Here is a 21506-nt window from a genome sequence, read left to right on the forward strand (position 1 = left end):
CCGGATAAACCAAACTACGGCGAATGGAGCAATCTCGGGTCAGTACCGATAGTGATCGAGCTTGTACGGACCTTCGACGTCGACGCCGATGTACTCGGCCTGCGCCTTCGTGAGCTTGGTGAGCTTCACCCCGAGCGCGTCCAGGTGCAGCCGGGCCACCTTCTCGTCGAGGTGCTTCGGCAGCCGGTGGACGTCGGTGGCGTACTCGCCGGGCTTGGTGAACAGCTCGATCTGCGCGATCGCCTGGTTGGTGAACGAGTTCGACATCACGAACGACGGGTGGCCGGTCGCGTTGCCGAGGTTCATCAGGCGGCCCTCGGACAGCACGATGATCGCGTGGCCGTCCGGGAACGTCCACTCGTGCACCTGCGGCTTGATCTCCTTCTTCACGATGCCCGGCAGCTTCGCCAGCCCGGCCATGTCGATCTCGTTGTCGAAGTGCCCGACGTTGGCGACGATGGCGTTGTGCTTCATGCGGCTCATCTGGGCGGCCGAAATGATGCCGAAGTTGCCGGTGGTGGTGATGAAGATGTCGCCGGTGCCCACCACGTCGTCGAGCTCGACCACGTCCAGGCCGTCCATCGCCGCCTGCAGCGCGCAGATCGGGTCGATCTCGGTGACCGCGACCCGGGCGCCCTGGCCGCGCAGCGCCTCGACCGCGCCCTTGCCGACGTCGCCGTAGCCGCAGACGACCACGCGCTTGCCGCCGATCATCACGTCGGTGGCCCGGTTCAGGCCGTCCACAAGGGAGTGCCGGATGCCGTACTTGTTGTCGAACTTGGACTTCGTCACCGAGTCGTTGACGTTCATCGCCGGGAAGAGCAGCTCGCCGTCCTTGGCCAGCTTGTAGAGCCGCTTGACACCGTTGGTCGTCTCTTCGGTGACGCCGCGGATCTCCTTGGCCATCCGGGTGAACCGGTCGCCGTCGGCAGCGAGGCTCGCGCGGAGCGTGTCGAGGATGATCCGGTACTCCTCCGGGTCCTCTTCGGACGGTTGCGGCACCGCGCCGGCCGCCTCGAACTCGACGCCCTTGTGGACGAGCAGGGTGGCGTCGCCGCCGTCGTCGAGGATCATGTTCGGGGCCTGCCCGCCGGGGAAGGCGAAGAGCTGGTCGGTGCACCACCAGTACTCTTCGAGCGTCTCGCCCTTCCACGCGAACACCGGCGTGCCGGTGGGCGCGTCCACCGTGCCCTCCGGGCCGACGACGACCGCGGCGGCGGCCTCGTCCTGGGTGGAGAAGATGTTGCAGGACACCCAGCGCACCTGCGCGCCGAGGGCGACCAGGGTCTCGATGAGCACGGCGGTCTGCACGGTCATGTGCAGCGACCCGGCGATCCGGGCACCCTTCAGCGGCTGGGCGGCGGCGTATTCGCGGCGGATCGCCATCAGGCCGGGCATCTCGTGCTCGGCCAGCCGCAGCTGGGTGCGGCCGGCGTCGGCCAGGGACAGGTCGGCCACGGCGAAGTCGAGGCCGTTTCGGGTCTGCAGTTTGTCACTCATGCTTCGGTGCACTCCGGAGTTCGTCGGGATGCGCTCGGGAGGCGGCACGGAAGTGCGTGCGGAGACAAAGAAGAAGGCACCTCCCTCGCGGGAGGCGCCCTTGGAGTCGTGTGTCGGGCCGAGCGTGGCGGAAGTGGCTTCCGTCGCAGCGCCTCTCGGCCCGGATCCAGGATGGCAAAGCCGCCGCGAGGCTGTCAAGCGAGCGAGCGGGCCAGGAGAACGTCGTCGACGTCGGTCCCGCCGAGGTGGAATTCGCCCCGCAGCACGCCTTCCACGACGAACCCGCAGCGCTCGTAGACCCGCCGCGCACCGGTGTTGGGCCCGAGCACCCGCAGCGTCACCTTGCGGGCGCCCCGGCGGCGCGCCTCGGCCACGGCGGCCTCGACGAGCTGCCCGGCGATGCCGAGCCGCTGCCGGTCCGGATCGACGGCGAGCCCGTCGATCACCACCACGTGCCGGTGGGCGGGGATGCCGAACCCCTCGCCGAGCCGCACGTACCCGGCGACGACGCCGTCCTGCTCGGCGACGAGCACGTCCTCCGGCCGCGTGCCGTCGTCGAAGAAGGGAGTACCCGGCGGGGGCGCCGGGGCGGGGGAGACGGCCGGGGTCCAGGTGCGTTCGTCGATCTTCGCGAGCGCGGATTCGTCGTCGGCACGGGCGGCCCGGATCGTGATCACCGGGACATCCTGGCCGAACCGGACGGCGTGCGCGAACGGGTTTTTCAGAGGAGGTGCGCGCGTCGCCAGATGGCTTCCGAGCGGCCGCCGATCAGCCCCGCGTCGCGCAGGAACGGCACGATCTTCTCGGCCATCCAGCGGCGCGTCTCGTGGAAGTGCGGGTTCGCCAGCGCCGCGGCGCGGCCTTCGCGCGGGTCGATCCCGACGCTGCGGTAGATCCGCGCGTCCACCATGCTGTCGATCACGCCGAACGCGACCAGCGCGGTGCGCAGCCGGTGCCGCCGCAGCGCCGCCTTCGACAACTTCGGCGTCTCGCGCAGCACCTCCTCCTTGGCGAACCGGACGTGCCGGGCCTCCTCGACCACGTGGATGCGGTTGACCGAGCGGATCAGCGGCTGGATGCCGTCGTCGTCCATCATCGACCGCTGGAGCCGGTCGGTGGTCTCCTCGGCGACCAGCACGCTCGCGAACATCGACGGCCCGGCGGCGGTCGCGCCGAACACCTTCGCGGCGCGGTGGACGATCTTCGGGACGCCGTAGCGCGGGACGCCGAGCCGCTCGGCGGTGCGGGCGAACATCACCGAGTGGCGCGTCTCGTCGCCGATCTCGGTCATCGCGTACTGCGCGTGCTCGGTGCGCGCGTCGAGGTCGAAGACGTACCGGGCGAGCAGTTGCATCAGGACGATCTCGAACCACAGGCCGACGCTCATGATGCTGGCGATCTCGTGCTTGGACAGCTCGATCCGCTGCTCCGGCGTCAGCTTCGCCCACAGGTCCGTGCCGTAGAGGGAGACGCGCTCGAGCGGCATGTAGGCCTTGCCCTCGGCGAGCGGTGCCGCCCAGTCGACGTCCACGTACGGGTCGTAGGAGTTCTTCGCGGAGCTCTTGAGCAGGCGAGCCGCGGTGACGTCCCGGTCCTGGGCCTCGACGCCCATGGCGGCCTCCGGAAAGTAGGGGGTACGCGATGTACTAGTTACTTCGGCGAGCGTACACCGCCCGGCCGGTCCTGAGTAGGCTTTCGCCGTGACCAAGGTCGACGGACGGGCGACGCGCTGGGCGGGCCAGCAGGAACGCCGGCGCGCGGAGTTCGTCGACGCCGCGCTGGCCGCCATCGCCGAGCACGGCCCGGACGTCTCGACCGAGCAGATCGCCGAACGCGCCGGCGTCGCCCGCACCCGGCTGTACCGGCACTTCTCCGACGCGGCCGACCTCCGGCGGGCGATCGCCCAGCGGGCGGCCGAGCTGGTGACGGCCGACCTGGCGCCGCTCTGGCACCCCGAGGGGTCGCCGAACGAGATGATCTCCACGGTGATCTCGACGCACCTGCGCTGGCTGACCGAGCACGCCCACCTGCACCGCTACCTCGCCCGCGGGGTGCCGGACGGCCCCGACGTCCGCGGCGCCATCGCCCGCCACCTCAGCGGGCTGTTCACGGGGTACCTGACGGCGTTCGGCCTGGACCCGGCCCCCGGCGACACGATCGCGTTCGGCCTGGTCGGCTACGTCGAGTCGGCGACGACGCGCTGGCTCGACCACCCGGGCACGCTCACCCGGCCCCAGCTGACGGCCCAGCTCACGGGCACCATCTGGGCGATGCTGGACCACACGCTGCGGGCGGGCGGGGTGCAGCTCGACCCGGACCGGCCGTTGCCGCTGCCGGAGGGGCTTTAGTCTTCGCGCGGGAACTCGGCGCGCACGCCCAGCAGCCGCACCGCGCGGGTCAGCTCGAACATCCCGAGCGCCTCCTGCGCCGCCCGGTCCAGCTCGGCCGCGTCCGAGGTCGGTTCCGGGAGCGTGATGCTGTGCGTGTGGGTCAGGAACGGCACGAACCGCACCTTGACCGCCACCCGCGCCGCCGGGCGGCCTTCGCCGAGGACGTCCTGGGCGACGCGCTTCGCCAGCGCCGAGACCTCGGCCGCCATCTGCGCCGGGTCCGTCAGGTCGTGCTGGAAGGTCGTCTCGCGGCTGCGGGAGCGGGCCACCCACGGGGTGGCGCTCACCTCGGCGTCGCTGATGCCGCCGCCGAGCAGCCGCAGCCACGGGCCGGTCTTCGGGCCGAACCGCGCCGCCAGCTCGGCCGGGTCGGCGCCGGCCAGGTCAAGCACGGTGTGGATGCCCAGCGAAGCGAGCTTCTTCGCCGTCTTGCCGCCGATGCCCCACAGCGCGTCGGTCGGGCGGGCCGCCATCACGTCCCACCAGTTCTCCTGCGTCAGCCGGTAGATCCCGCCGGGCTTGCCGAACCCGGTGGCGAGCTTGGCCCGCAGCTTGTTGTCGCCGATCCCGACCGCGCACGACAGGCCCGTCTCGCGCGCGACGGCCTCCTTGATCGCGACGGCCAGCGCTTCGGGGTCGGCCGTCTCCGCCCCGACGAACGCCTCGTCCCAGCCGAGCACCTCGACCACCACCGGCAGCTCCCGCACGGCGGCCATCACCCGTGCCGACACCTCGAGGTAGGCGTCGGGGTCACTGGGCAGGAAGACGGCGTCCGGGCAGCGCCGGGCCGCGGTCCGCAGCGGCATGCCGGACTGGACGCCGAACTCGCGGGCCTCGTACGACGCCGTCGCGACGACCGCGCGCTCGGTGGGGTCGCCGTTGCCGCCGACCACGACGGGCTTCCCGCGCAGCTCCGGGTGGCGGGCGATCTCGACCGCGGCGATGAACTGGTCGAGGTCGACGTGCAGGACCCACTTCACGTCGCTCAGTCTGCCTCAGATCGTCAGAGGCGGTGCCTCGCCACGTGGGTCCAGACGGTGGCGGTGAGCGCGAGGATCCCGCACAGGGTCACGCCCGGGTCGGGCAGCACCAGGCCCAGGACCAGCAGGGTCACGGCGGTGATGTCGAAGACGATCAGGAGGGCGCTGCGGAGCGCGCGCGACTTCGGGCGCCGGCCGTCGCGCAGCGCGGCCGCCAGGTCGGGGTCGCTGAGCTCGAGACTGCGCTCGATCTTCTCGAGCTCGGTGCGATCGTGGTGACTGAGCATCGGGGCACTCCTTCGGCGCCGAACCCGCCGTATCGCCGTAGCGAATACCCAATCGTCCTCCTCGCGAACCGCCGAACGCCTTCTGATTTCGTGCTTTTCTCTGGTCCGACCGGGTGATCCGCGCTCCGTGACCGGCGTTTGCCACGTTAAGTTGCCGCATGAACGTGGCCGGTCACGGCCCGGCGGCTGGGGGCGGCCACGTCCTGCTGTCGCGCCCGTGCCCGGTCAGGCCCTTCAAGCAGCCGGAGGATTCCATGACCCTGCCCACCGAACCGATCGGCAGCATCCCGCGTCCCGGGTACCTCGTCGAAGGCCTCGGCGCGTTCGCGGCCGGCGAGATCGACGCGGCCGCGCTCGCCGAACTGGAGAGCCGCGCGCTGGCGGACACGATCCGCCGGTTCGAGGAGACCGGCTCGCCGGTGCTGAGCGACGGCGAGCAGGGCAAGCCGAGTTTCGCGACGTACCCGCTGGCCGGCCTCGAAGCGCTGGCGCCGGACGGGGTCGTCATCCCGTTCGCCGACGGGCACACCCGCCGGCTGCCGCGGCTGACCGCGGGCCCCTTCCGCTACGCGACCCACGCGGACTCGTACCTCACGCGCGCGAAAACGCTTACCGACCGGCCCGTCAAGCAGGCGGTGATCGCCGCGTCCGCGCTTTCGCTGATCTACCCGGCCGACGGCATCGAGGGGTACTCGCAGGAGCAGTTCGTCGCCGACCTGGTGAACGAGGCCGAGGCGGACATCCGCGGCAGCCTCGAAGCGGGCGCCGACAGCGTGCAGATCGACTTCACCGAGGGACGGCTGTCGCTGAAGCTCGACCCGTCCGGTGGGCTGCTGCGGCAGTTCGTCGAGCTCAACAACGCCGTCCTCGACCGGTTCACCGCCGAGGAGCGCGCGAAGATCGGCGTCCACACCTGCCCGGGCGGCGACCAGGACTCCGTGCACAGCCTCGACGTCGACTACGCGGGCCTGCTGCCGGCGTTGTTCGACCTCAAGGCCGGCCGCTTCTTCGTCCAGCTGGCCAGCGAAGCCGACCCGGAGCGCGCGCTGCGGGTGATCGCCGACAACGTCCAGGCCGACCAGCGGGTCTTCGTCGGCGTCACCGACCCGATCGACCCGCGCGTGGAGACGGCGGAGGAGGTCCGCGACCGGGTGCTCACCGCGGCGAAGTACCTGCCGGCCGACCGGCTCGGCACCTGCGACGACTGCGGGTTCTCGCCGTTCGCCGACGACACGTCGACCTCGCGCGACATCGCGTTCGCGAAGATCGCGGCCCGGGTCGAGGGCACGCGGCTGGCGTCCGAGAAGCTCGGCTGAGCGCGGCGGCGTGAGCCCGCCGGCGGGCTCACGCCGTCTCGGCGGCGACCTTCAGCCCGAGGGCGACGAGCACGGTGCCCAGGACGGCGTCGAGGCTCCGGCGGACGCGGCCGGCGCTGAAGAACCGCTTCAGCGCCCCGACCACGACGGCGAGGGTGACGAACCAGCCGACGGTGCCGGCGGTGGCGATCGCGGCCAGCTCCAGGGTCTGCAGGGTGGAGCCGTCGGCGGGCAGGAACTGGGGGAGCAGGGCCAGGAAGTAGACGGCGACCTTGGGGTTGAGCAGGTTCGTCACCAGGCCTTGGCGGAAGGCGGCGCCGGCCTTGAGCTGCCGGGCCCCGGTGGTCTCGGCGAGATCCCGGTATTCGCCGCGGCGCACGGCCAGCCACGCCTTGACCCCGAGCACGACGAGGTAGGCCGCGCCGGCGAGCTTGACGACGGTGAACGCGACGGCCGAAGCGGTGAGCACGGCGGCGACCCCCAGGGCGATCGCGACCACCCAGGCGAACACCCCGAGCGCGATCCCGGTCCCGGCGGCGATCCCGGCCCGCCGCCCGCCGGCGAGTGCCGACCGCGTCACGACGACGAAGTCCGGCCCGGGCGACATCGCCCCGAGCACGACGACCAGCAGGAACGAGGCGGCGGTGGCGGCGGGGATCATGCGCCGAGGATACGACCGGACGCCAGTGGTTTTCCCTGGTGGAACGACGCGGATGTTCGAATTTGAACCTCGTGTAGGGTCGATCTTGTGGGTGACACCAGGGGCGAGGACATGACGGCCGGGGTGCGGACGCGGGTGCGGATCCCGCTGCGGCTCGACGGCGGTGTCGCCGTCGACGCCGAAGCCGTGACGTTCCGCGGCCTGGCCGACGGCGGCGAGCACCTGGCGTTCGTCCTGGGCACGCCCGGCGAGGTGCCGCTGGTGCGGCCGCACTCGGAGTGCCTGACCGGCGACGTCTTCGGGTCGGCGCGCTGCGACTGCGGGCCGCAGCTGGCCGAGGCGGTCGCGCGGATCTCCGAGACCGGCGGGTACCTGCTGTACCTGCGGCAGGAGGGCCGGGGGATCGGGCTGTACAACAAGCTCGACGCGTACGCCCTGCAGGACGGCGGCCTCGACACCTACGCCGCGAACGCCGCGCTCGGCCTGCCCGAGGACGCCCGCGACTACACGGTCGCGGCGCAGATGCTCGGCGCGCTCGGCGTGAGCCGGGTCGACCTGCTGTCGAACAACCCGGACAAGGCCGCCCAGCTGAGCGCGGCCGGCATCGCGGTGCGCGACCGGGTGCCGACGGGCGTGTTCGCGACGGAGAGCAACGTACGGTACCTGCGGGCGAAGGCCGAGCAGACCGGGCACACGCTGAGTTTGCCGGGCTTGGCCAGCTGACCCGCGGCCGGCGCGCGGAGCGGGCTGGTCCTGGAGGGTCGGCTCGCGTGCCGTCAGGGCCGGTCAGGTGAGGCGTTGCGCGGCCGCGGCGGCCGGGCCGGTGGTCAGCTTCTCCAGGAGTCCGATCAGCACCGCGCGCTCCTCCGGTGTCAGCGATGCCACCCAGGCCTGCTCCCGCTTGTTGTGCTCCTGGTACGCGTCGGTCACCGCCGTGTGGCCCGCGCGCGTCAGGGCCAGCTCCACCGCGCGGCGGTCGTGGGCGACCTGGGTGCGGGTCACCAGGCCGTCCCGCTCCAAGGTCTTGACCAGTGCCGACACCGCCGCGCGGCTCATCCCGGCGAGGCGGGCCACGTGGCGGGACTCCAGCGGCCCCGCCAGCCACAGCACGAACAGCACCCGGAAGCCACCCCAGCTCCAGCCTCGGGGGCGGTGGACCGTCGACTCCCAGTCGTAGACCAGCGCGCCCGCCAGGCGGTGCAGCGTGAGGCCGAGGCGCATCGCCACCGGGTCGGTCGCGGGGAGCTCGGCCTGCGTCTTCCCGATCGCGTAGTCGACGAACGAGAGGTAGTCGAGGTCGGCCGGTCGGTCCGTCATGCGGCCCAGGTTAGGGGAAACGGGGTTCCCCGCGGCGGTCCGGCGGGCTAGCCTGGCCGGATAGTCAATCCTTTGACGATCAAGGAGCGCTCGCCGTGACGAAGAAAGCCTTCGCCTCTTCGGCCGACCTGGCGGAGAAAGCGCAGACCCTCGAAGTCCTCGCCGACGGCGTCTACGCGCTGACCGCCGAAGGCGACCCGAACATCGGCGCCATCGAGGGCGAGGACTTCCTCGTCTGCTTCGAAGCGCTGGCCACGCCGGTCGCGGCCGCGGAGTGGCTCGCGAAACTGCGCGAGCACACCGACAAACCGGTGCGGTACCTGGTGCTCAGCCATTACCACGCCGTGCGCGTGCTGGGCGCGTCCGCCTTCGACGCCGAAGTGATCGTCGCGCACGAGAACACCCGCGCCCTGGTCGCCGAGCGCGGCAAAGAAGACTGGGAGAGCGAGTTCGGCCGGATGCCGCGGCTGGCGAAGGGCGCGGACTCGGTGCCCGGGCTGACCTGGCCGACGCTGACCTTCTCCGACCGGCTCACCATCGACCTCGGCGGCGACCGCGGCGACCTCGTGCTGCAGTACTGCGGGCGCGGCCACACCGAGGGCGACATCGTCGCCTGGCTGCCGCGTCAGCGGATCCTCTACGCCGGCGACCTCGTCGAAGCCGAAGCCGCGCTGTACACCGGCGACGCGTTCCACCGCGACTGGGCCTCGTCCACTTTGGACCGGGTGGCCGCCTTCGCCGCCGAGACCCTGATCGGTGGCCGCGGCGGGGTCAGCCGCGGCCGCGAAGCGGTCGACGCCGCCATCGCGCAGACCCGGCACTTCCTGACCACGATGCTCCGCGAGGTCGGCGCGGTCCGCGACGCCGGCGGCACCCTCAAGGAGGCCTTCGAGCGCACGCACGCGGCGTTGAACGACCGGTACGGCCACTGGCCGATCTTCGAGCACTGCCTGCCCTTCGACGTCTCGCGCCTGTGGGACGAGCTGTCCGGGATCGAGCGGCCGGTGGTGTGGACGGCCGAACGCGACCGCGAAGTCTGGGACCGGCTCCAGGGATGACGGTCGCGGTCCTCGGCAGCGGCCCGGTCGGCCAGACGGCCGCGCTGCTGCTCGCGCGCCGGGGCGTGCCGGTCGTGCTCGTCGACGAGCACGAGGTGCGCGACCCCGTGGGGTCCAAGAGCATCTGCCACCAGCGCGACACCCTGGACGTCTGGGCGTCGCTGGGCGCGGGCTGCCTCGCCGAGGAAGGCCTCACCTGGACGACCGCGCGGACGTTCCACCGCGACGGCGAACTGTTCTCGCTGCAGCTCCCCGACGGCGGATCGGCGCTGCCGCCGTTCGTGAACCTGTCCCAGGCCCGCGTCGAGGAGGTCCTGGACGAGCTGATCGCCCGGCAGCCGCTGATCGACGTCCGCCGCGGCCACCGCGTCACCGGCCTGACCCAGCCGGGCTGCGTCGAGATCCGGTGCGACACGGAAGACGGCCCGCGCCGGATCGAAGCGGACTACGCGATCGCCTGCACCGGAGCCCACGGCGACGCGGTGCGCCTGGCCCTCGGCCAGCACCTCGCCGGCGTGTCCTTCCGGGACTTGTTCCTGATCTGCGACATCCGCGCCGACCTGCCGGGCTGGGCGGCCGAGCGGCGGTTCTGGTTCGACCCGCCGTGGAACCCCGGCCGCCAGGTGCTGATCCACCCGTGCCCCGGCTCGCGGTTCCGCATCGACTGGCAGGTCCCCGAGGACTACGACCTCGCGGCGGAGGAGTCGCAGGGGGCGCTCGACCGGCGGATCCGTGCGATCATCGGCGCCCGGCCGTACGAGGTGGCCTGGCGGTCGGTGTACCGCTTCCACACGAGGCTCGTCGACCGGATGCGCGTCGGCCGGGTGCTGCTGGCCGGGGACTGCGCGCACCTCGTCGCGCCGTTCGGGGCGCGCGGCCTCAACTCCGGCGTGGCCGACGCCGAGAACGCGGCCTGGAAGCTGGCCGCCGTCCTGCGCGGCGACGCGGAAGAGGAGCTGCTGGAGAGCTACCACACCGAGCGGCACGCGGCGGCGGTGGAGAACGCGGCCGTCACCACCGCCACGATGGATTTCCTGGTGCCCCAGGACGAGGAGCAGCGCCGTCGCCGGCTCGACGTCCTCACCCGGGCGGAGCACGACCCGGACGCCTGCGCGCAGGTCGACTCGGGCCGGCTGGCCGAACCGTTCTGGTACGCCGATTCGCCGCTGACCACGCCCGATCCGCAACGGCCGTTCGCGGGACGGCCGCCGCGGGGAGCGTTGCCGCCGCCGGGACCGGGCGTGCTGCTCCCGGACGTGACCGTCGAAGGTGGACGGTTGCGGGACCTGGCCCGGCAGGGGTTCCTGGTCCTGACCACCCCCGGGGTGCGGGCGCCCGGCGTGCGGTCGGTGCGGATCCCGGTGGGCGGGGCGCTGGGTGCGCGTCCGGGCGAAGCCTGGCTGGTCCGCCCGGACGCGTACGTCGCCGCGGTGCTACGGGTAGGAGACCAGCGGGCTCACCTGGTGCCCGGTGTTCGCGGCGTCACCCGCATCGTTGACGACGTGGGCGATCGTGCCGACGCCGCCGAGTGACACCGAGACGAGGTTGTGCAACCGGACCCCGCCGGTGTTCGGCACCTCGAAGGAATGAGCGGCCACGATGGACGGGTTGGTGTTGAAGAAGCAGTAGCTGCCCAGGCCCCAGCCTTCGTGGCTGGTCACCGAGTCGGCCACCTTGTACGCCGCCCAGCCCTGCCGGCCGCCGCCGCTGGACCAGGACGCCTGGTCCGGCGGGTCGTAGGGCATTTCGTTCTGGAAGAAGTACGTCCGCCCGCCGTTGCCGTTCCAGAGCACTTCGTACTGCTGGTAGTGCTCGACGAACAGCCCGTACATCGTGACGTTGGCGCCGTTGACGACCAGGCCGTTGGCCGCGGTGTTGACGTTCCAGCCGACGCCGTAGGAGTGGTCGCCGCGCCAGAGCCACATGTGGTCGCCGAGGACGTTGTTCGAGTTGACGACCAGGGTCTGCGTGGCCTTCCCGACGGCCGCGCCGCCGATCCGGAAGAACACGTCGTGCAGCGACGTCGGATTGCCCGCGTGGTTGGCGTTCGAGCCCGGCGGGCCGACCTGGACGAGTACCGGCGAGTTGACCGCGCCCGCGTCGATGAGCAGCCCGGCGATCTTCACACCGTCCACATCGGACGTCGTGATCGCCGCGGTGCCGTTGGTGGGCATCAGGGTCGCCAGGCCGAGGCCGAGCACCACGGTGTCCGGGCGGGTGACGTTCAGCGACTGGTCGAGGTGGTAGACGCCCGGTGTCACCAGCAGGTTCTTGCCCGCGGCCAAGGCGGCGTTGAGCGTCGCGGCCGAGTCGGACGGATGCGCCACGTAGAACTCGCTCAGCGAGATCGACTGCCCGGCCGGAGCCCCGTGACCCCAGCTCGTGCCCGACGAGTTCTGCCGCAGCCCGGGCACGAACACGTTGTAGCTCCCGCCGCCGTCGACGTAGAGGAACGGCTTCTCGCGGATCACCGGGGTCTGCCCGACGACCGTCTCCGGCGGGTTCGGGAAGGACGCCGGCGGGGTGCCGGTCGAGCCGACGAACACCATGTTCCAGACGCCGCCCTGCCAGCCGCCGAGCTCGCTGTTGCGGGTCAGGAACTGCTGCTGGGATCCGGAAACGGCGACGCCGTCGATCTTGCTGTCGGCGATCAGGCCACCGCTGGCCCAGCCGTCCCCGCCGTTCCAGAGCTGGATCTGGCTGCCGCGCAGGTGCATCCGGCGGTAGGGCGCGGCCTGCGCGACCGCCCAGCGTTCGACCTGGCCGGCCGGCAGCGTCACCGACAGGTTCTCGGCCGAGCGCCAGAAGTTCTGCGTCGCGTTGCCCTTGTTGTTCGGGTTGTCGCCCTGCTGCAGCCAATCCGCTTCGACGCGGACGTGCCCGTTGAGGTTGACGTCGTCGGGGGAGAGGCCCAGGCCCGCGACCTGCTCGTAGAAGCCGAGGTTGACGTCGGCGTTGTAGGTGCCCGGCTTGAACAGCACGGCGTAGCGCTCGTTGCCGAACTGGTTGGTGTGCTGCTGGTTCGCCAGCTGCGTCAGCCGGTTCTGGATCGTCGCGGCCGGGGTCGACGGGTCGAACACCGACACGTTCGGCCCGAAGTCCGGGTTGCGCGGGTCGGTCGGCGGGATGGTCGTGCCGCCGCCGGTGCCGTGCACGGCGGCTTCCCAGAGCGAGTAGCCGTAGCCGGTCGCCCGCTGGGTGCCGTGGACGCGCAGGTACCGCGCGGTGCCGGACAGCGGCACGGTCTGCGTGCCGCCGGTGCCGGTGGTCGTCGAGTACGCGGTGGTCCAGGTGGCCGCGTCGGCCGAGAGCTGCACGGTGAACGCGCGGGCGTACGCGGCTTCCCAGCTGAGGACCACGTCGCAGAGCTGCTGCGCGGAGCCCAGGTCGACCTGCAGCCACTGCGGGTCGCTGAACGCGCTGGACCAGCGCGTTCCGGGATTGCCGTCGACCGCGGCGGACGCGGGCGTCCCGCCGTTCTCGGTCGAGGAGGCGGTCGCGGGATGGCCCTGCGCGAGGTTCGTGGTGCCGCACGCGGCGGCCCGCGCCGGGGCGCCGGCCACCACCGTGGTGGCGAGCGCGGCGGCCACGGCGGTCGCGAGGACGAGGAGGCGGTGCACGGGGGAGAACGTCGTTGATCTCATGAGCCTGCCTGCTGGATCGGGAGGACGAGGGGAACGGCGGCGGACCGGGCGAGCCCCACAGCTCGCGCCGGTGTCGGGTGGTGCGGCGGGTGCGCGCCCGCAGCCCCGCCCGGGCACCGTGAGCCGGAGGAGCGGTGCCGGGTGGGGTGCCGGCGCGAACCGGTCAGCCCGAACGGGTTTGGCGCGGCGGAGCCGTTCCGGTTGGCGGTCACGGAACCGGTTCCGTCGGTGAGATCGCAGTTAACAGCGCGGGACTCGGCGGAGTCAAGGATCCGGCGCGGATTCCTTCCCCCGGCCCAGTGCCCGTTGACATTTTACGACTCTTTATTTATACCTTGAATTAAGAGCGTGCCGTCGGCCGGGACCCACACCCGCGCCGCGGGCCACGTGAGCCGATCCGCGCCGGGGCAACGCCGTCCCGGCGCCGGTTCGCCGTGGAGGTGCCCATGCAACGCCGCATGCCGAGGATCCGGGTTCTCACCGTCCTCGCCCTGACCCTGGCCGCTCTGCTGACCGCTCCCGTCGCCCGGGCCGCGCCCGTCCTGCTCTCGCAAGGCCGTCCGGTGACGGCGTCGTCGGCCGAGTCCGCCGCGTTCCCGGCGACCGCCGCCGTCGACGGCGATCCCGGGACGCGCTGGTCCAGCGCCTTCTCCGATCCGCAGACCCTGCAGGTCGACCTCGGTTCGAACCAGCAGCTCTCGCAGGTCGTCCTGAACTGGGAAGCCGCCTACGCCAAGGCCTTCACCCTCCAGGCGTCCGCCGACGGCACGACCTGGACCTCCCTCTACGCCACCACGACCGGGACCGGCGGGACGCAGACCCTGACCGTCACCGGCAGCGGCCGGTACGTCCGGCTCACCGGCACCCAGCGCGCCACGCAGTACGGCTACTCGCTCTGGGAGTTCCAGGTCTACGGCGGCGGCACCACGCAGCCCGGTGACGTCCTGCTGTCCTACGGCAAGTCCGGCACGGCGTCCTCGTACCAGGACGACGGTGCCTGCCCCGGCTGCGTCCCGGCGAAGGCCTTCGACCACGACCCGGCCACGCGCTGGGCGACCAGCGCGACCACCGGCTGGGTCGACCCCGGCTGGATCACCGTCGACCTCGGGGCGCCCGCGGCGATCCACCGGGTCGTCCTGCAGTGGGACCCGGCCTACGCGGTCGCCTACCAGCTCCAGGTCTCGAACGACAACGCCGGCTGGACGCCGATCTACTCGACCGCCAGTGGCAAGGGGTTCAAGGAGACGCTGACCGTCAACGGATCCGGGCGGTACGTCCGGATGTACGGCACCGCCCGCTCCAACGGTTACGGCTACTCGCTGTGGGGCTTCGACGTCTACGGCACCGGCGGCAACCCGACGCAGCCGCCGCCCGCACCACCGGCGCCGCACTTCCCGGGCACGCTGGTCTGGAGCGACGAGTTCAACGGCGCCGCGGGCGCGGCCCCGGACGCGAGCAAGTGGACGGCCGAGACCGGGCCGGGCGTCAACAACGAGCTCGAGTACTACACGAACAACAACAACGCCAAGCAGGACGGCCGCGGCAACCTCGTCATCCAGGTCCGCCGCGAAGCCACGCCGGGCAGTGCCTGCCCGCCGGACCCGATCAGCGGCAGCACGACCTGCCAATACACCTCCGGCCGGCTCAACACCGCGGGCAAGTTCAGCTTCACCTACGGCCACGTCGAGGCCAACATCAAGGTGTCCGGCACGCAGGGCCTCTGGCCCGCGTTCTGGTTGCTGGGCGCGAACTTCTTCAGCGGCACGCCGTGGCCGAACTGCGGGGAGATCGACATCATGGAGCACGTCGGGAAGGCGCCGAACCTGGCCTACTCGACGATCCACGCCCCGGCCTACAATGGCGCCGGGGGTGTCGGCGCGCCCTACGACCTCGGCCAGGACGTCTCGGCGGGCTTCCACCGCTTCGGCCTCGACTGGGACGCCACCCACATGACCTTCTCCGTCGACGGCACCCCGTTCCAGACGATCGACCGGGACACCGTCGAGAGCACGCGCGGGCCGTGGGTCTACGACCACCCGTTCTTCCTGATCCTCAACAACGCGATCGGCGGCGACTTCCCCGGCCCGCCGGGCGCGGGGACGGTTCTCCCGCAGGACATGGTGATCGACTACGTGCGGGTGTACCAGTGAGGCGGTTACCCCGGTGAGTCCCCGCCCCCGGGGGCGCTGACCGGCTGCGTCGACTCGCGGACCACCAGTGCCGTCGGGACGATCAGCGGGGCCTCCGGGGCCGGCGCGCCGGCCAGGCGGTCGAGCAGCAGCCCGGCCGCCGTCTCGCCCATCTGCCGCAGCGGCTGGCGGATCGTGGTGAGCGGCGGCTGGGTGTGCGCGGCCAGGGGGATGTCGTCGAACCCGACCACGGCGACGTCCCCCGGCACCGCGCGGCCCGCCTTGCGCAGACCCGCCAGCACACCCGCGGCCGTGAGGTCGTTGTGCGCGAAGACCGCGTCGAACTCCGGGCCCGTTTCGAGGAGCTGGAGGATCGCCGCCTCCCCGCTTTCGCTCGTGAAGTCGCCTTCGATGATCAGCCGCGAGTCGAGGGTCAGACCGGCGTCGAGAACGGCCTCGTTGAAGCCGTTGAGGCGATCGGCGGTGCAGCCGAAGTCGCGCGGCCCGGTGACCGTGGCGAGCCGGGTGCGGCCGGTGCCGAGCAGGTGGCGGGCCGCGGCCGCGCCGCCCTGCCGGTTGTCCGTGCCCACCGACGGGAACGCCGGACGGCGGCCGCGGTCGTCGATCACCACCACCGGCAGCCCGGAGTCGTGCAGCACGCGCAGGTGCCGCACCGCGTCCGGCGGTTCCACCAGCAGCAGGCCGTCGAACGCCTTCGCCGACACCTGGCGCGAGAACTCGCCGAGGGAGTCGGCGCCGCGGTTGGCGGTGGACAGCAGCAGGCCGTAGCCCTTCGACTCCACGACGTCGGCGACGCCCTGCAGCACCTCGCCCATCCACGGCCAGGTCAGCCCCGGCACCAGCATCCCGACCGTGCGCGTCACCCCGCGGGCCAGCCCGACCGCGCCGGCACTGGGGATGTACCCGGTCGCGGCGATCACCTCGCGCACCCGGATCGCGGTCGCGGCGTCCACGTCGGCTTTGTTGTTGAGCACCCGCGACACGGTCGTCTTGCTCACCCGCGCGCGGCGGGCGACCTCGGCGATCGTGACGCGCATCCGTCCTCCCGATCGGGCGGTGGAAAGCCCCGTGGTGACAAGGTACTCGCCCGCGGGCCCGCCGCGACCGGTGCGAGATCGATCAAGTGCGGACGACATCGCCGCCGCGGCGGCCTCCGGTCCGATGTGGACACTGGCTGCGTATAACGACCTATACCCGGCGCTCGTAGTGCGCGATCAGCACGCCCTTGGTCGTCGGAACGCAGCCGGTGAGGTCGAACTCGGTGAGCGGGCCGTCGCCGAAGAGCCGGGCTCCGGTGCCGAGCGTCAGCGGGTGGACCAGCAGGGTGTACCGGTCGACCAGGCCGGCGGCGTGCAGGTTTCGCACCAGCGACGCGCTGCCGATGACCGACAGGTCGCGGCCGGGCCGGTTCTTCAGTTCGGCCACCTCCGCGACGGCGTCGCCCCGCAGCAGGACCGAGTTCTCCCAGGCCCCGGCGTCCTCGAGGGTGGTCGAGGCGACGTACTTGGTGACGGCGTTCAGGTGCGCGGTGAACGGGTTCCCGTCGGTCCGACGGCTCCAGGCGGTGGTGAAGTCCTGCCAGGTGCGGCGGCCGAGCAGCATGTCACCGGGCTTGCTCATGCCCCGGCCCATCTCCCGGGCCAGGACGTCGTCCTGGTACCGCGTGCCCCAGCCGCCGTGCGCGAAGCCGCCGCGGGTGTCCTCGTCGGGACGGCCGAGGCCCTGCACGACGCCGTCCAGGGTGACGCTCATGGTGACGGTGATCGAACGCATCGAAGGTCCTTTCGCTCCGGGGAGGTGTCACCGCCCAGACGAACGGCGGCGGCCGGGATCGACCGCCGGGGCGCGTGGTGAGATGACAACGTGATCATCGACCCGTGGGTGCTGCTCCTGCTCGTGCTGGCCGGCGTCGGGGCCGGCCTGACCGGGGCGACCGCCGGGCTCGCGTCGCTGGTGTCCTACCCCGCACTGCTGGCCGCCGGGCTGCCGCCGGTGACCGCCAACGTCACCAACACCGTCGCCATGCTCGGCACCACCGTGGGCGCCGCGGCCGGCGCCCGTCCCGAACTGGCCGGGCAGCGCCGCCGGCTCCTCCCGCTCTGCGCCATCACCACCGTCGGCGGCGCGTGCGGCGGCCTGATCCTGCTGCTGACGCCGTCCGGCGCGTTCACCGTCATCGTGCCGTGGCTGATCGGCGGGGCATCGCTGGTGCTGATGGCCGGGCCGCGGCTGCGCCGGCTGGCCGAAGGCGCCGAACACCACGGCCTCAGCCCGGTGACCGGCGTGGTCGCGTTCCTGATCGGGATCTACGGCGGCTACTTCGGCGCCGCCGCGGGCGTGCTCATGCTCGCGCTGCTGGCCACCGTCTGGAGCCAGCCGCTGGCCCGCACCAACGCGGCGAAGAACCTGGTCACCGGCTCGGCGAACCTGCTCGCCGCGATCGTCTTCGCGGTCACCGGCAAGGTCGTCTGGCCGGCTGCGCTCGCCGTCTGCCTCGGCTCGCTCGGCGGCTCCTGGCTGGGGTCCGCGCTCGTGCGGCGGCTGCCGGCCACCCCGCTGCGCATCGCGATCGGAATAGGCGGACTGGGCCTGGCGATCGTCCTGGGCCTGCGGGCATGATCGGCGGGGTATCGGCGAGCAGGAGACCAGATGAGCATTGTCGGGACCAGGGTGGTCCGCCGGGAAGACCGGAATCTGATCACCGCGGGCGGCACCTACGTGGACGACCTGCGGACGGAAGCGCTTTCCGGGGCCGCGCACGCGGTGTTCGTGCGCAGTCCGATCGCGCACGCGCGGATCGGCGGCATCGACGTGAGCGCGGCGAAGGAGGCGCCGGGCGTGCTCGGCGTGTTCACCGCCGCGGACCTCGGGCTGCCCCCGCACCCGGCGGGGCCGGTGCCGGAACCGTGGCTGGCCGGTGAGGTGGTGCGCTACGTCGGCGAACCGGTCGCGCTGGTCGTCACCGAAGAGCGCTACCAGCTGGCCGACGCGGCCGAACTGGTCGACGTCGACTACGAGCCGCTCGACGCCGTCGCGTCGATCGACGCGGCCCTCGCGGGCGAGACGCTGGTGTTCCCCGACCGCGACAGCAACGTCGTGCAGGTCAAGGGAGCGGCCGAGTTCGACGACGCGATCTTCGAGGACTGCGAGGTCGTCGTCACCGAGACCATCCTCAACCAGCGCGTCGCACCGGCGCCGCTCGAAGTGCGCGGTGCGTCCTGCGTGTGGGGCGAGGACGGCCGGCTGACGGCCTGGCTGTCCACCCAGAACGCCCAGATGGCCCGCAGCCAGCTGGCCGGGAGCCTCGGCGTGGCCGAAGAGTCGGTGCGGGTGATCGCGCCGGACGTCGGCGGCGGCTTCGGCGCGAAGATCGGCGCGGACCCCGAGGCGACCGTGCTCGGCTGGGCCGCGAAGCAGCTCGGGCGGGGCGTGCGCTGGGTCGAGTCGCGCAGCGAGAACCTCACGGCCATGACGCACGGGCGCGCACAGCGCAACACCGTGACCATCGGCGGGAAACGCGACGGCACGGTGCTGGCGTACCGCCTCGACGTCGTCCAGGACGCCGGCGCGTACCCGCGGATGCTGCTGCTGCCGACGCTGACCGAGCTGATGGCCGTCGGCGTCTACCGGTTCCCGAAGGTCGAGACCCGCAGCCGCGCGGTCGTCACCACCACCACGCCGATCGGGGCCTACCGCGGCGCCGGCCGCCCGGAGGCGACGGCCGCGGTCGAACGGGCGATGGACCGCTTCGCCGCCGAGATCGGGCTGGACCCGGCCGAAGTCCGCCGGGTCAACTTCATCCGGCCGGACGAGTTCCCCTACCAGTCGCCGACCGGGGCGTCCTACGACACGGGCGAGTACGCGGCGGCGCTGGACAAGGCCCTGGACGCCGCCGGGTACGCGGAGCTGCGCGCCGAGCAGCGGCGCCGGCGGGAGGCGGGCGACCCGGTCGAGCTCGGCCTCGGCATCGCGGCCTACGTCGAGATCACCGGTGGCGACGGCGGCGGCGAGAGCGGCCGCGTCGACATCCACCCGGACGGCTCGGTCGTCGCGTGGACCGGCAGCTCGCCGCACGGGCAGGGCCTCGGCACGTCGCTGGCGATGCTCCTGGCCGACCAGCTCGGCGTCTCCCTCGACAAGATCACCGTCCGGCACGGCGACACCGACGAGGTGCCCAAGGCGGTCGGCACGTTCGGCTCCCGGTCGCTGCAGCTCGGCGGCTCGGCGATCCGGCAGGCGGCCGACGAGGTGATCGCCCAGGCCCGGCAGCTCGCCGCCGACCTGCTGGAAGCGGCACCGGACGACCTCGAACTGGACGCCGATCGCGGCGTCTGGCAGGTCCGCGGCGCGCCGTCGAGCACGGTGCTCAGCTGGGCGCAGGTCGCCGAGACGGCGAGCGAGGGCAAGCTTTCGGCCGACGTCTGGTTCGGCGGCGGCGCGCCGACGTTCCCGTTCGGCGCGCACCTGGCCGTGGTCGAGGTCGACACCGAGACCGGCAAGGTCGAGCTGCGCCGGATCGTCGCCGTCGACGACGCCGGCCCGATCGTCAACCCGCTCACCTTCCGCGGCCAGCGCCACGGCGGGCTCGGGCAGGGCGCGGCGCAGGCGCTGATGGAGGTCGTCACCTACGACGACGACGGCAACCCGACGACCGCGACCCTGGCGGACTACTCGTTCGTCACCGCCGCCGAGCTGCCGGACTTCGAGCTGGTCGAGATGGCCACCCCGACCGACCGGAACCTGCTGGGCGTCAAGGGGATCGGCGAGGCGGCGACGATCGGTTCGACGCCGGCGGTGCACAACGCCGTGGTGGACGCGCTGTCGGCCCGCGGCGTCAAGCACCTGGACATGCCCACGACCCCGATCCGGGTCTGGGCCGCACTGGAAGAAGCTCGGAAGGGAAGCGCGCAGTGAAGGTCTCGATCGAGGTCAACGGGCGGCCGCTGACCGAGGAGGTGCCGGACCGGACGCTCCTGGTGCACTTCCTGCGCGACACGGCCGGCCTGACCGCCACGAACGTCGGCTGCGACACGACGTCCTGCGGCGCCTGCACGGTGCTGCTCGACGGCGAGTCGGTCAAGTCCTGCACGGTGCTGGCCGCGCAGGCCGACGGCCACGCCGTCACGACGGTCGAAGGGCTGTCCTCTTCGGACGGTTCGCTGCACCCGGTGCAGCGGGCGTTCCAGGAGCAGCACGGCCTGCAGTGCGGGTTCTGCACCCCGGGGATGATCATGGCGTCGGTGTCGTTGCTGGCCGACAACCCGAAGCCGACGCGCGACGAGGTCCGGGCCGGGCTCGAGGGCAACCTCTGCCGCTGCACCGGCTACCACAACATCGTCAGCGCCGTGATCGACGCGTCGGGCCAGGAGGTGGACCGGTGATCCCAGCTTCGTTCCAGTACCTACGCGCGTCCACAGTGGACGAAGCACTTTCGCTGCTCGCCTCGCACGGCGACGACGCGAAGGTGCTGGCGGGCGGGCATTCCCTGCTGCCGCTGATGAAGCTGCGCCTGGCCGCGCCGGAGTACCTGGTGGACATCGGCCCGCTCGACGAGCTGCGCTACGTCCGCCTGGAGGGCGACGAGGTCGTCATCGGCGCGCTGTCCCGCTACAGCGCGCTGGTGCAGGACCCGGTGCTGCTGGAGCACGCGCCGCTGCTGGCGCACGTCTCCGGCGAGGTGGGCGACCGCCAGGTCCGCCACCGCGGCACGATCGGCGGTTCCCTGGTCCACGCGGACGCGGCGGCGGACCTCCCGGCGGCGGTCCTGGCCTCGGACGCGGTCCTGGTGGCCCGCGGGCCGGCGGGGGAGCGCCGCATCCCCGCCTCGGAGTTCTTCCTGGGCCCGTTCACGACGCCGCTGGAGCCGGCGGAGCTGCTGACGGAGATCCGCCTCCCGGCCCAGACGGGGCAGGGATGGGGCTTCCGGAAGTTCACCCGCCGCGCGATCGACTGGGCGATGGTCGGGGTGACGGTGGCCGGCGACCGCGTCGGCCTGGTGAACATGGGCGGCGTGCCGCTGCGGGCCACGGCCACGGAGGAGGCGCTCGCGGCCGGGGCGTCGATCGACGAGGCGGCGGAGCTGGCGGCTGAGGGGACCAACCCGCCGGACGAGCCCCACGCGACGGCGGAGTACCGCCGTCACCTCGCGCGCGTGCTGACCCGGCGGGCGCTGGCCTCTCGCTGAGTCTCGTCACCGGGGGCGG

20 protein-coding genes and 1 riboswitch are annotated in these 21506 nt (G+C 72.4%); of the genes, 10 read left to right on the forward strand and 10 right to left on the reverse strand.

The features are described from left to right. Positions 1-39 precede the first annotated feature (39 nt). The 3 genes from ahcY to H5965_RS15535 form a co-directional block, all read right to left on the reverse strand. Positions 40-1500, reverse strand: a complete 1461-nt coding sequence (gene ahcY, locus H5965_RS15525) for an adenosylhomocysteinase (RefSeq protein ID WP_310970485.1) — start codon at positions 1498-1500, stop codon at positions 40-42. Between the two features lie 85 nt (positions 1501-1585). Next, positions 1586-1663: riboswitch (S-adenosyl-L-homocysteine riboswitch) on the reverse strand. Positions 1664-1694: 31 nt separating this feature from the next. Beyond that, positions 1695-2177: a GNAT family N-acetyltransferase gene (locus H5965_RS15530; protein ID WP_310970487.1), complete on the reverse strand. Its 483-nt coding sequence runs from the start codon at positions 2175-2177 to the stop codon at positions 1695-1697. 44 nt (positions 2178-2221) lie between these two features. Further along, positions 2222-3112 carry a diiron oxygenase gene (locus H5965_RS15535; protein ID WP_310970488.1) on the reverse strand — a complete coding sequence of 297 codons (891 nt, stop codon included), beginning with the start codon at positions 3110-3112 and terminating at the stop codon, positions 2222-2224. An 88-nt stretch (positions 3113-3200) separates the two neighbouring features. Here H5965_RS15535 and H5965_RS15540 point away from each other — a divergent pair, with 88 nt between their 5' ends. Next, complete coding sequence (locus tag H5965_RS15540; protein ID WP_310970490.1) at positions 3201-3848, forward strand: TetR/AcrR family transcriptional regulator; 648 nt, start codon at positions 3201-3203, stop codon at positions 3846-3848. Here the strand turns inward: H5965_RS15540 and H5965_RS15545 are convergent. Both H5965_RS15545 and H5965_RS15550 read right to left on the reverse strand, forming a co-directional pair. Next, positions 3845-4870: a DNA polymerase IV gene (locus tag H5965_RS15545; protein WP_310970491.1), complete on the reverse strand. Its 1026-nt coding sequence runs from the start codon at positions 4868-4870 to the stop codon at positions 3845-3847. The genes H5965_RS15540 and H5965_RS15545 overlap by 4 nt on opposite strands. Before the next feature lie 23 nt (positions 4871-4893). Beyond that, complete coding sequence (locus tag H5965_RS15550) at positions 4894-5157, reverse strand: DUF3040 domain-containing protein (protein WP_310970492.1); 264 nt, start codon at positions 5155-5157, stop codon at positions 4894-4896. 254 nt (positions 5158-5411) lie between these two features. Between H5965_RS15550 and H5965_RS15555 the strand changes: the two genes are divergently transcribed. Further along, positions 5412-6473 carry a cobalamin-independent methionine synthase II family protein gene (locus H5965_RS15555; RefSeq protein WP_310970493.1) on the forward strand — a complete coding sequence of 354 codons (1062 nt, stop codon included), beginning with the start codon at positions 5412-5414 and terminating at the stop codon, positions 6471-6473. Positions 6474-6501: 28 nt separating this feature from the next. On the opposite strand, the gene H5965_RS15560 is transcribed toward H5965_RS15555, so the two are convergent. Next, on the reverse strand, positions 6502-7134 hold the full coding sequence (locus H5965_RS15560; protein ID WP_310970494.1) for a LysE family translocator: 633 nt from the start codon (positions 7132-7134) through the stop codon (positions 6502-6504). A gap of 111 nt (positions 7135-7245) precedes the next feature. On the opposite strand from H5965_RS15560, the gene ribA reads away from it, so the two are divergent. Then, positions 7246-7857, forward strand: coding sequence for a GTP cyclohydrolase II (gene ribA, locus H5965_RS15565; RefSeq protein WP_310970609.1), 612 nt, complete (start codon positions 7246-7248; stop codon positions 7855-7857). Between the two features lie 63 nt (positions 7858-7920). On the opposite strand, the gene H5965_RS15570 is transcribed toward ribA, so the two are convergent. Continuing rightward, positions 7921-8451 (reverse strand): MarR family transcriptional regulator, encoded by a 531-nt coding sequence (locus H5965_RS15570; RefSeq protein WP_310970495.1) that lies wholly within the window; start codon positions 8449-8451, stop codon positions 7921-7923. 95 nt (positions 8452-8546) lie between these two features. On the opposite strand from H5965_RS15570, the gene H5965_RS15575 reads away from it, so the two are divergent. Together H5965_RS15575 and H5965_RS15580 are read left to right on the forward strand one after the other, a co-directional pair. Further along, the gene (locus H5965_RS15575) at positions 8547-9509 is read left to right on the forward strand and encodes an MBL fold metallo-hydrolase (RefSeq protein WP_310970496.1); all 963 of its coding nucleotides are present in this window, start codon (positions 8547-8549) and stop codon (positions 9507-9509) included. Continuing rightward, complete coding sequence (locus H5965_RS15580; protein ID WP_310970497.1) at positions 9506-11041, forward strand: FAD-dependent monooxygenase; 1536 nt, start codon at positions 9506-9508, stop codon at positions 11039-11041. The genes H5965_RS15575 and H5965_RS15580 overlap by 4 nt, the downstream gene beginning before the upstream one ends. Here the strand turns inward: H5965_RS15580 and H5965_RS15585 are convergent. Continuing rightward, positions 10943-13153, reverse strand: coding sequence for a discoidin domain-containing protein (locus H5965_RS15585; RefSeq protein ID WP_310970498.1), 2211 nt, complete (start codon positions 13151-13153; stop codon positions 10943-10945). The genes H5965_RS15580 and H5965_RS15585 overlap by 99 nt on opposite strands. A 446-nt stretch (positions 13154-13599) precedes the next feature. Between H5965_RS15585 and H5965_RS15590 the strand changes: the two genes are divergently transcribed. Beyond that, positions 13600-15303: a discoidin domain-containing protein gene (locus H5965_RS15590; protein ID WP_310970499.1), complete on the forward strand. Its 1704-nt coding sequence runs from the start codon at positions 13600-13602 to the stop codon at positions 15301-15303. Between the two features lie 5 nt (positions 15304-15308). Here the strand turns inward: H5965_RS15590 and H5965_RS15595 are convergent, their stop codons facing one another. Together H5965_RS15595 and H5965_RS15600 are read right to left on the reverse strand one after the other, a co-directional pair. Next, positions 15309-16340, reverse strand: coding sequence for a LacI family DNA-binding transcriptional regulator (locus H5965_RS15595; protein ID WP_310970500.1), 1032 nt, complete (start codon positions 16338-16340; stop codon positions 15309-15311). A 151-nt stretch (positions 16341-16491) separates the two neighbouring features. Next, the gene (locus tag H5965_RS15600; RefSeq protein WP_310970502.1) at positions 16492-17076 is read right to left on the reverse strand and encodes a dihydrofolate reductase family protein; all 585 of its coding nucleotides are present in this window, start codon (positions 17074-17076) and stop codon (positions 16492-16494) included. 90 nt (positions 17077-17166) lie between these two features. Here H5965_RS15600 and H5965_RS15605 point away from each other — a divergent pair, with 90 nt between their 5' ends. From H5965_RS15605 to H5965_RS15620, 4 genes are read left to right on the forward strand one after another with little or no spacing between them, the layout of a single operon-like run. After that, complete coding sequence (locus H5965_RS15605) at positions 17167-17922, forward strand: sulfite exporter TauE/SafE family protein (protein WP_310970503.1); 756 nt, start codon at positions 17167-17169, stop codon at positions 17920-17922. A 30-nt stretch (positions 17923-17952) separates the two neighbouring features. Continuing rightward, positions 17953-20217 carry a xanthine dehydrogenase family protein molybdopterin-binding subunit gene (locus H5965_RS15610; protein ID WP_310970504.1) on the forward strand — a complete coding sequence of 755 codons (2265 nt, stop codon included), beginning with the start codon at positions 17953-17955 and terminating at the stop codon, positions 20215-20217. Continuing rightward, a complete protein-coding gene (locus tag H5965_RS15615) occupies positions 20214-20684 on the forward strand; it encodes a 2Fe-2S iron-sulfur cluster-binding protein (protein WP_310970505.1) in 471 nt (156 codons plus the stop codon). Before H5965_RS15610 ends, H5965_RS15615 begins: the two co-directional genes overlap by 4 nt. Beyond that, a complete protein-coding gene (locus H5965_RS15620; RefSeq protein ID WP_310970506.1) occupies positions 20681-21487 on the forward strand; it encodes a xanthine dehydrogenase family protein subunit M in 807 nt (268 codons plus the stop codon). Before H5965_RS15615 ends, H5965_RS15620 begins: the two co-directional genes overlap by 4 nt. Positions 21488-21506: the final 19 nt, after the last annotated feature.

The sequence above is a fragment of the Amycolatopsis sp. 505 genome, from assembly GCF_031625235.1.
GTDB lineage: Bacteria > Actinomycetota > Actinomycetes > Mycobacteriales > Pseudonocardiaceae > Amycolatopsis.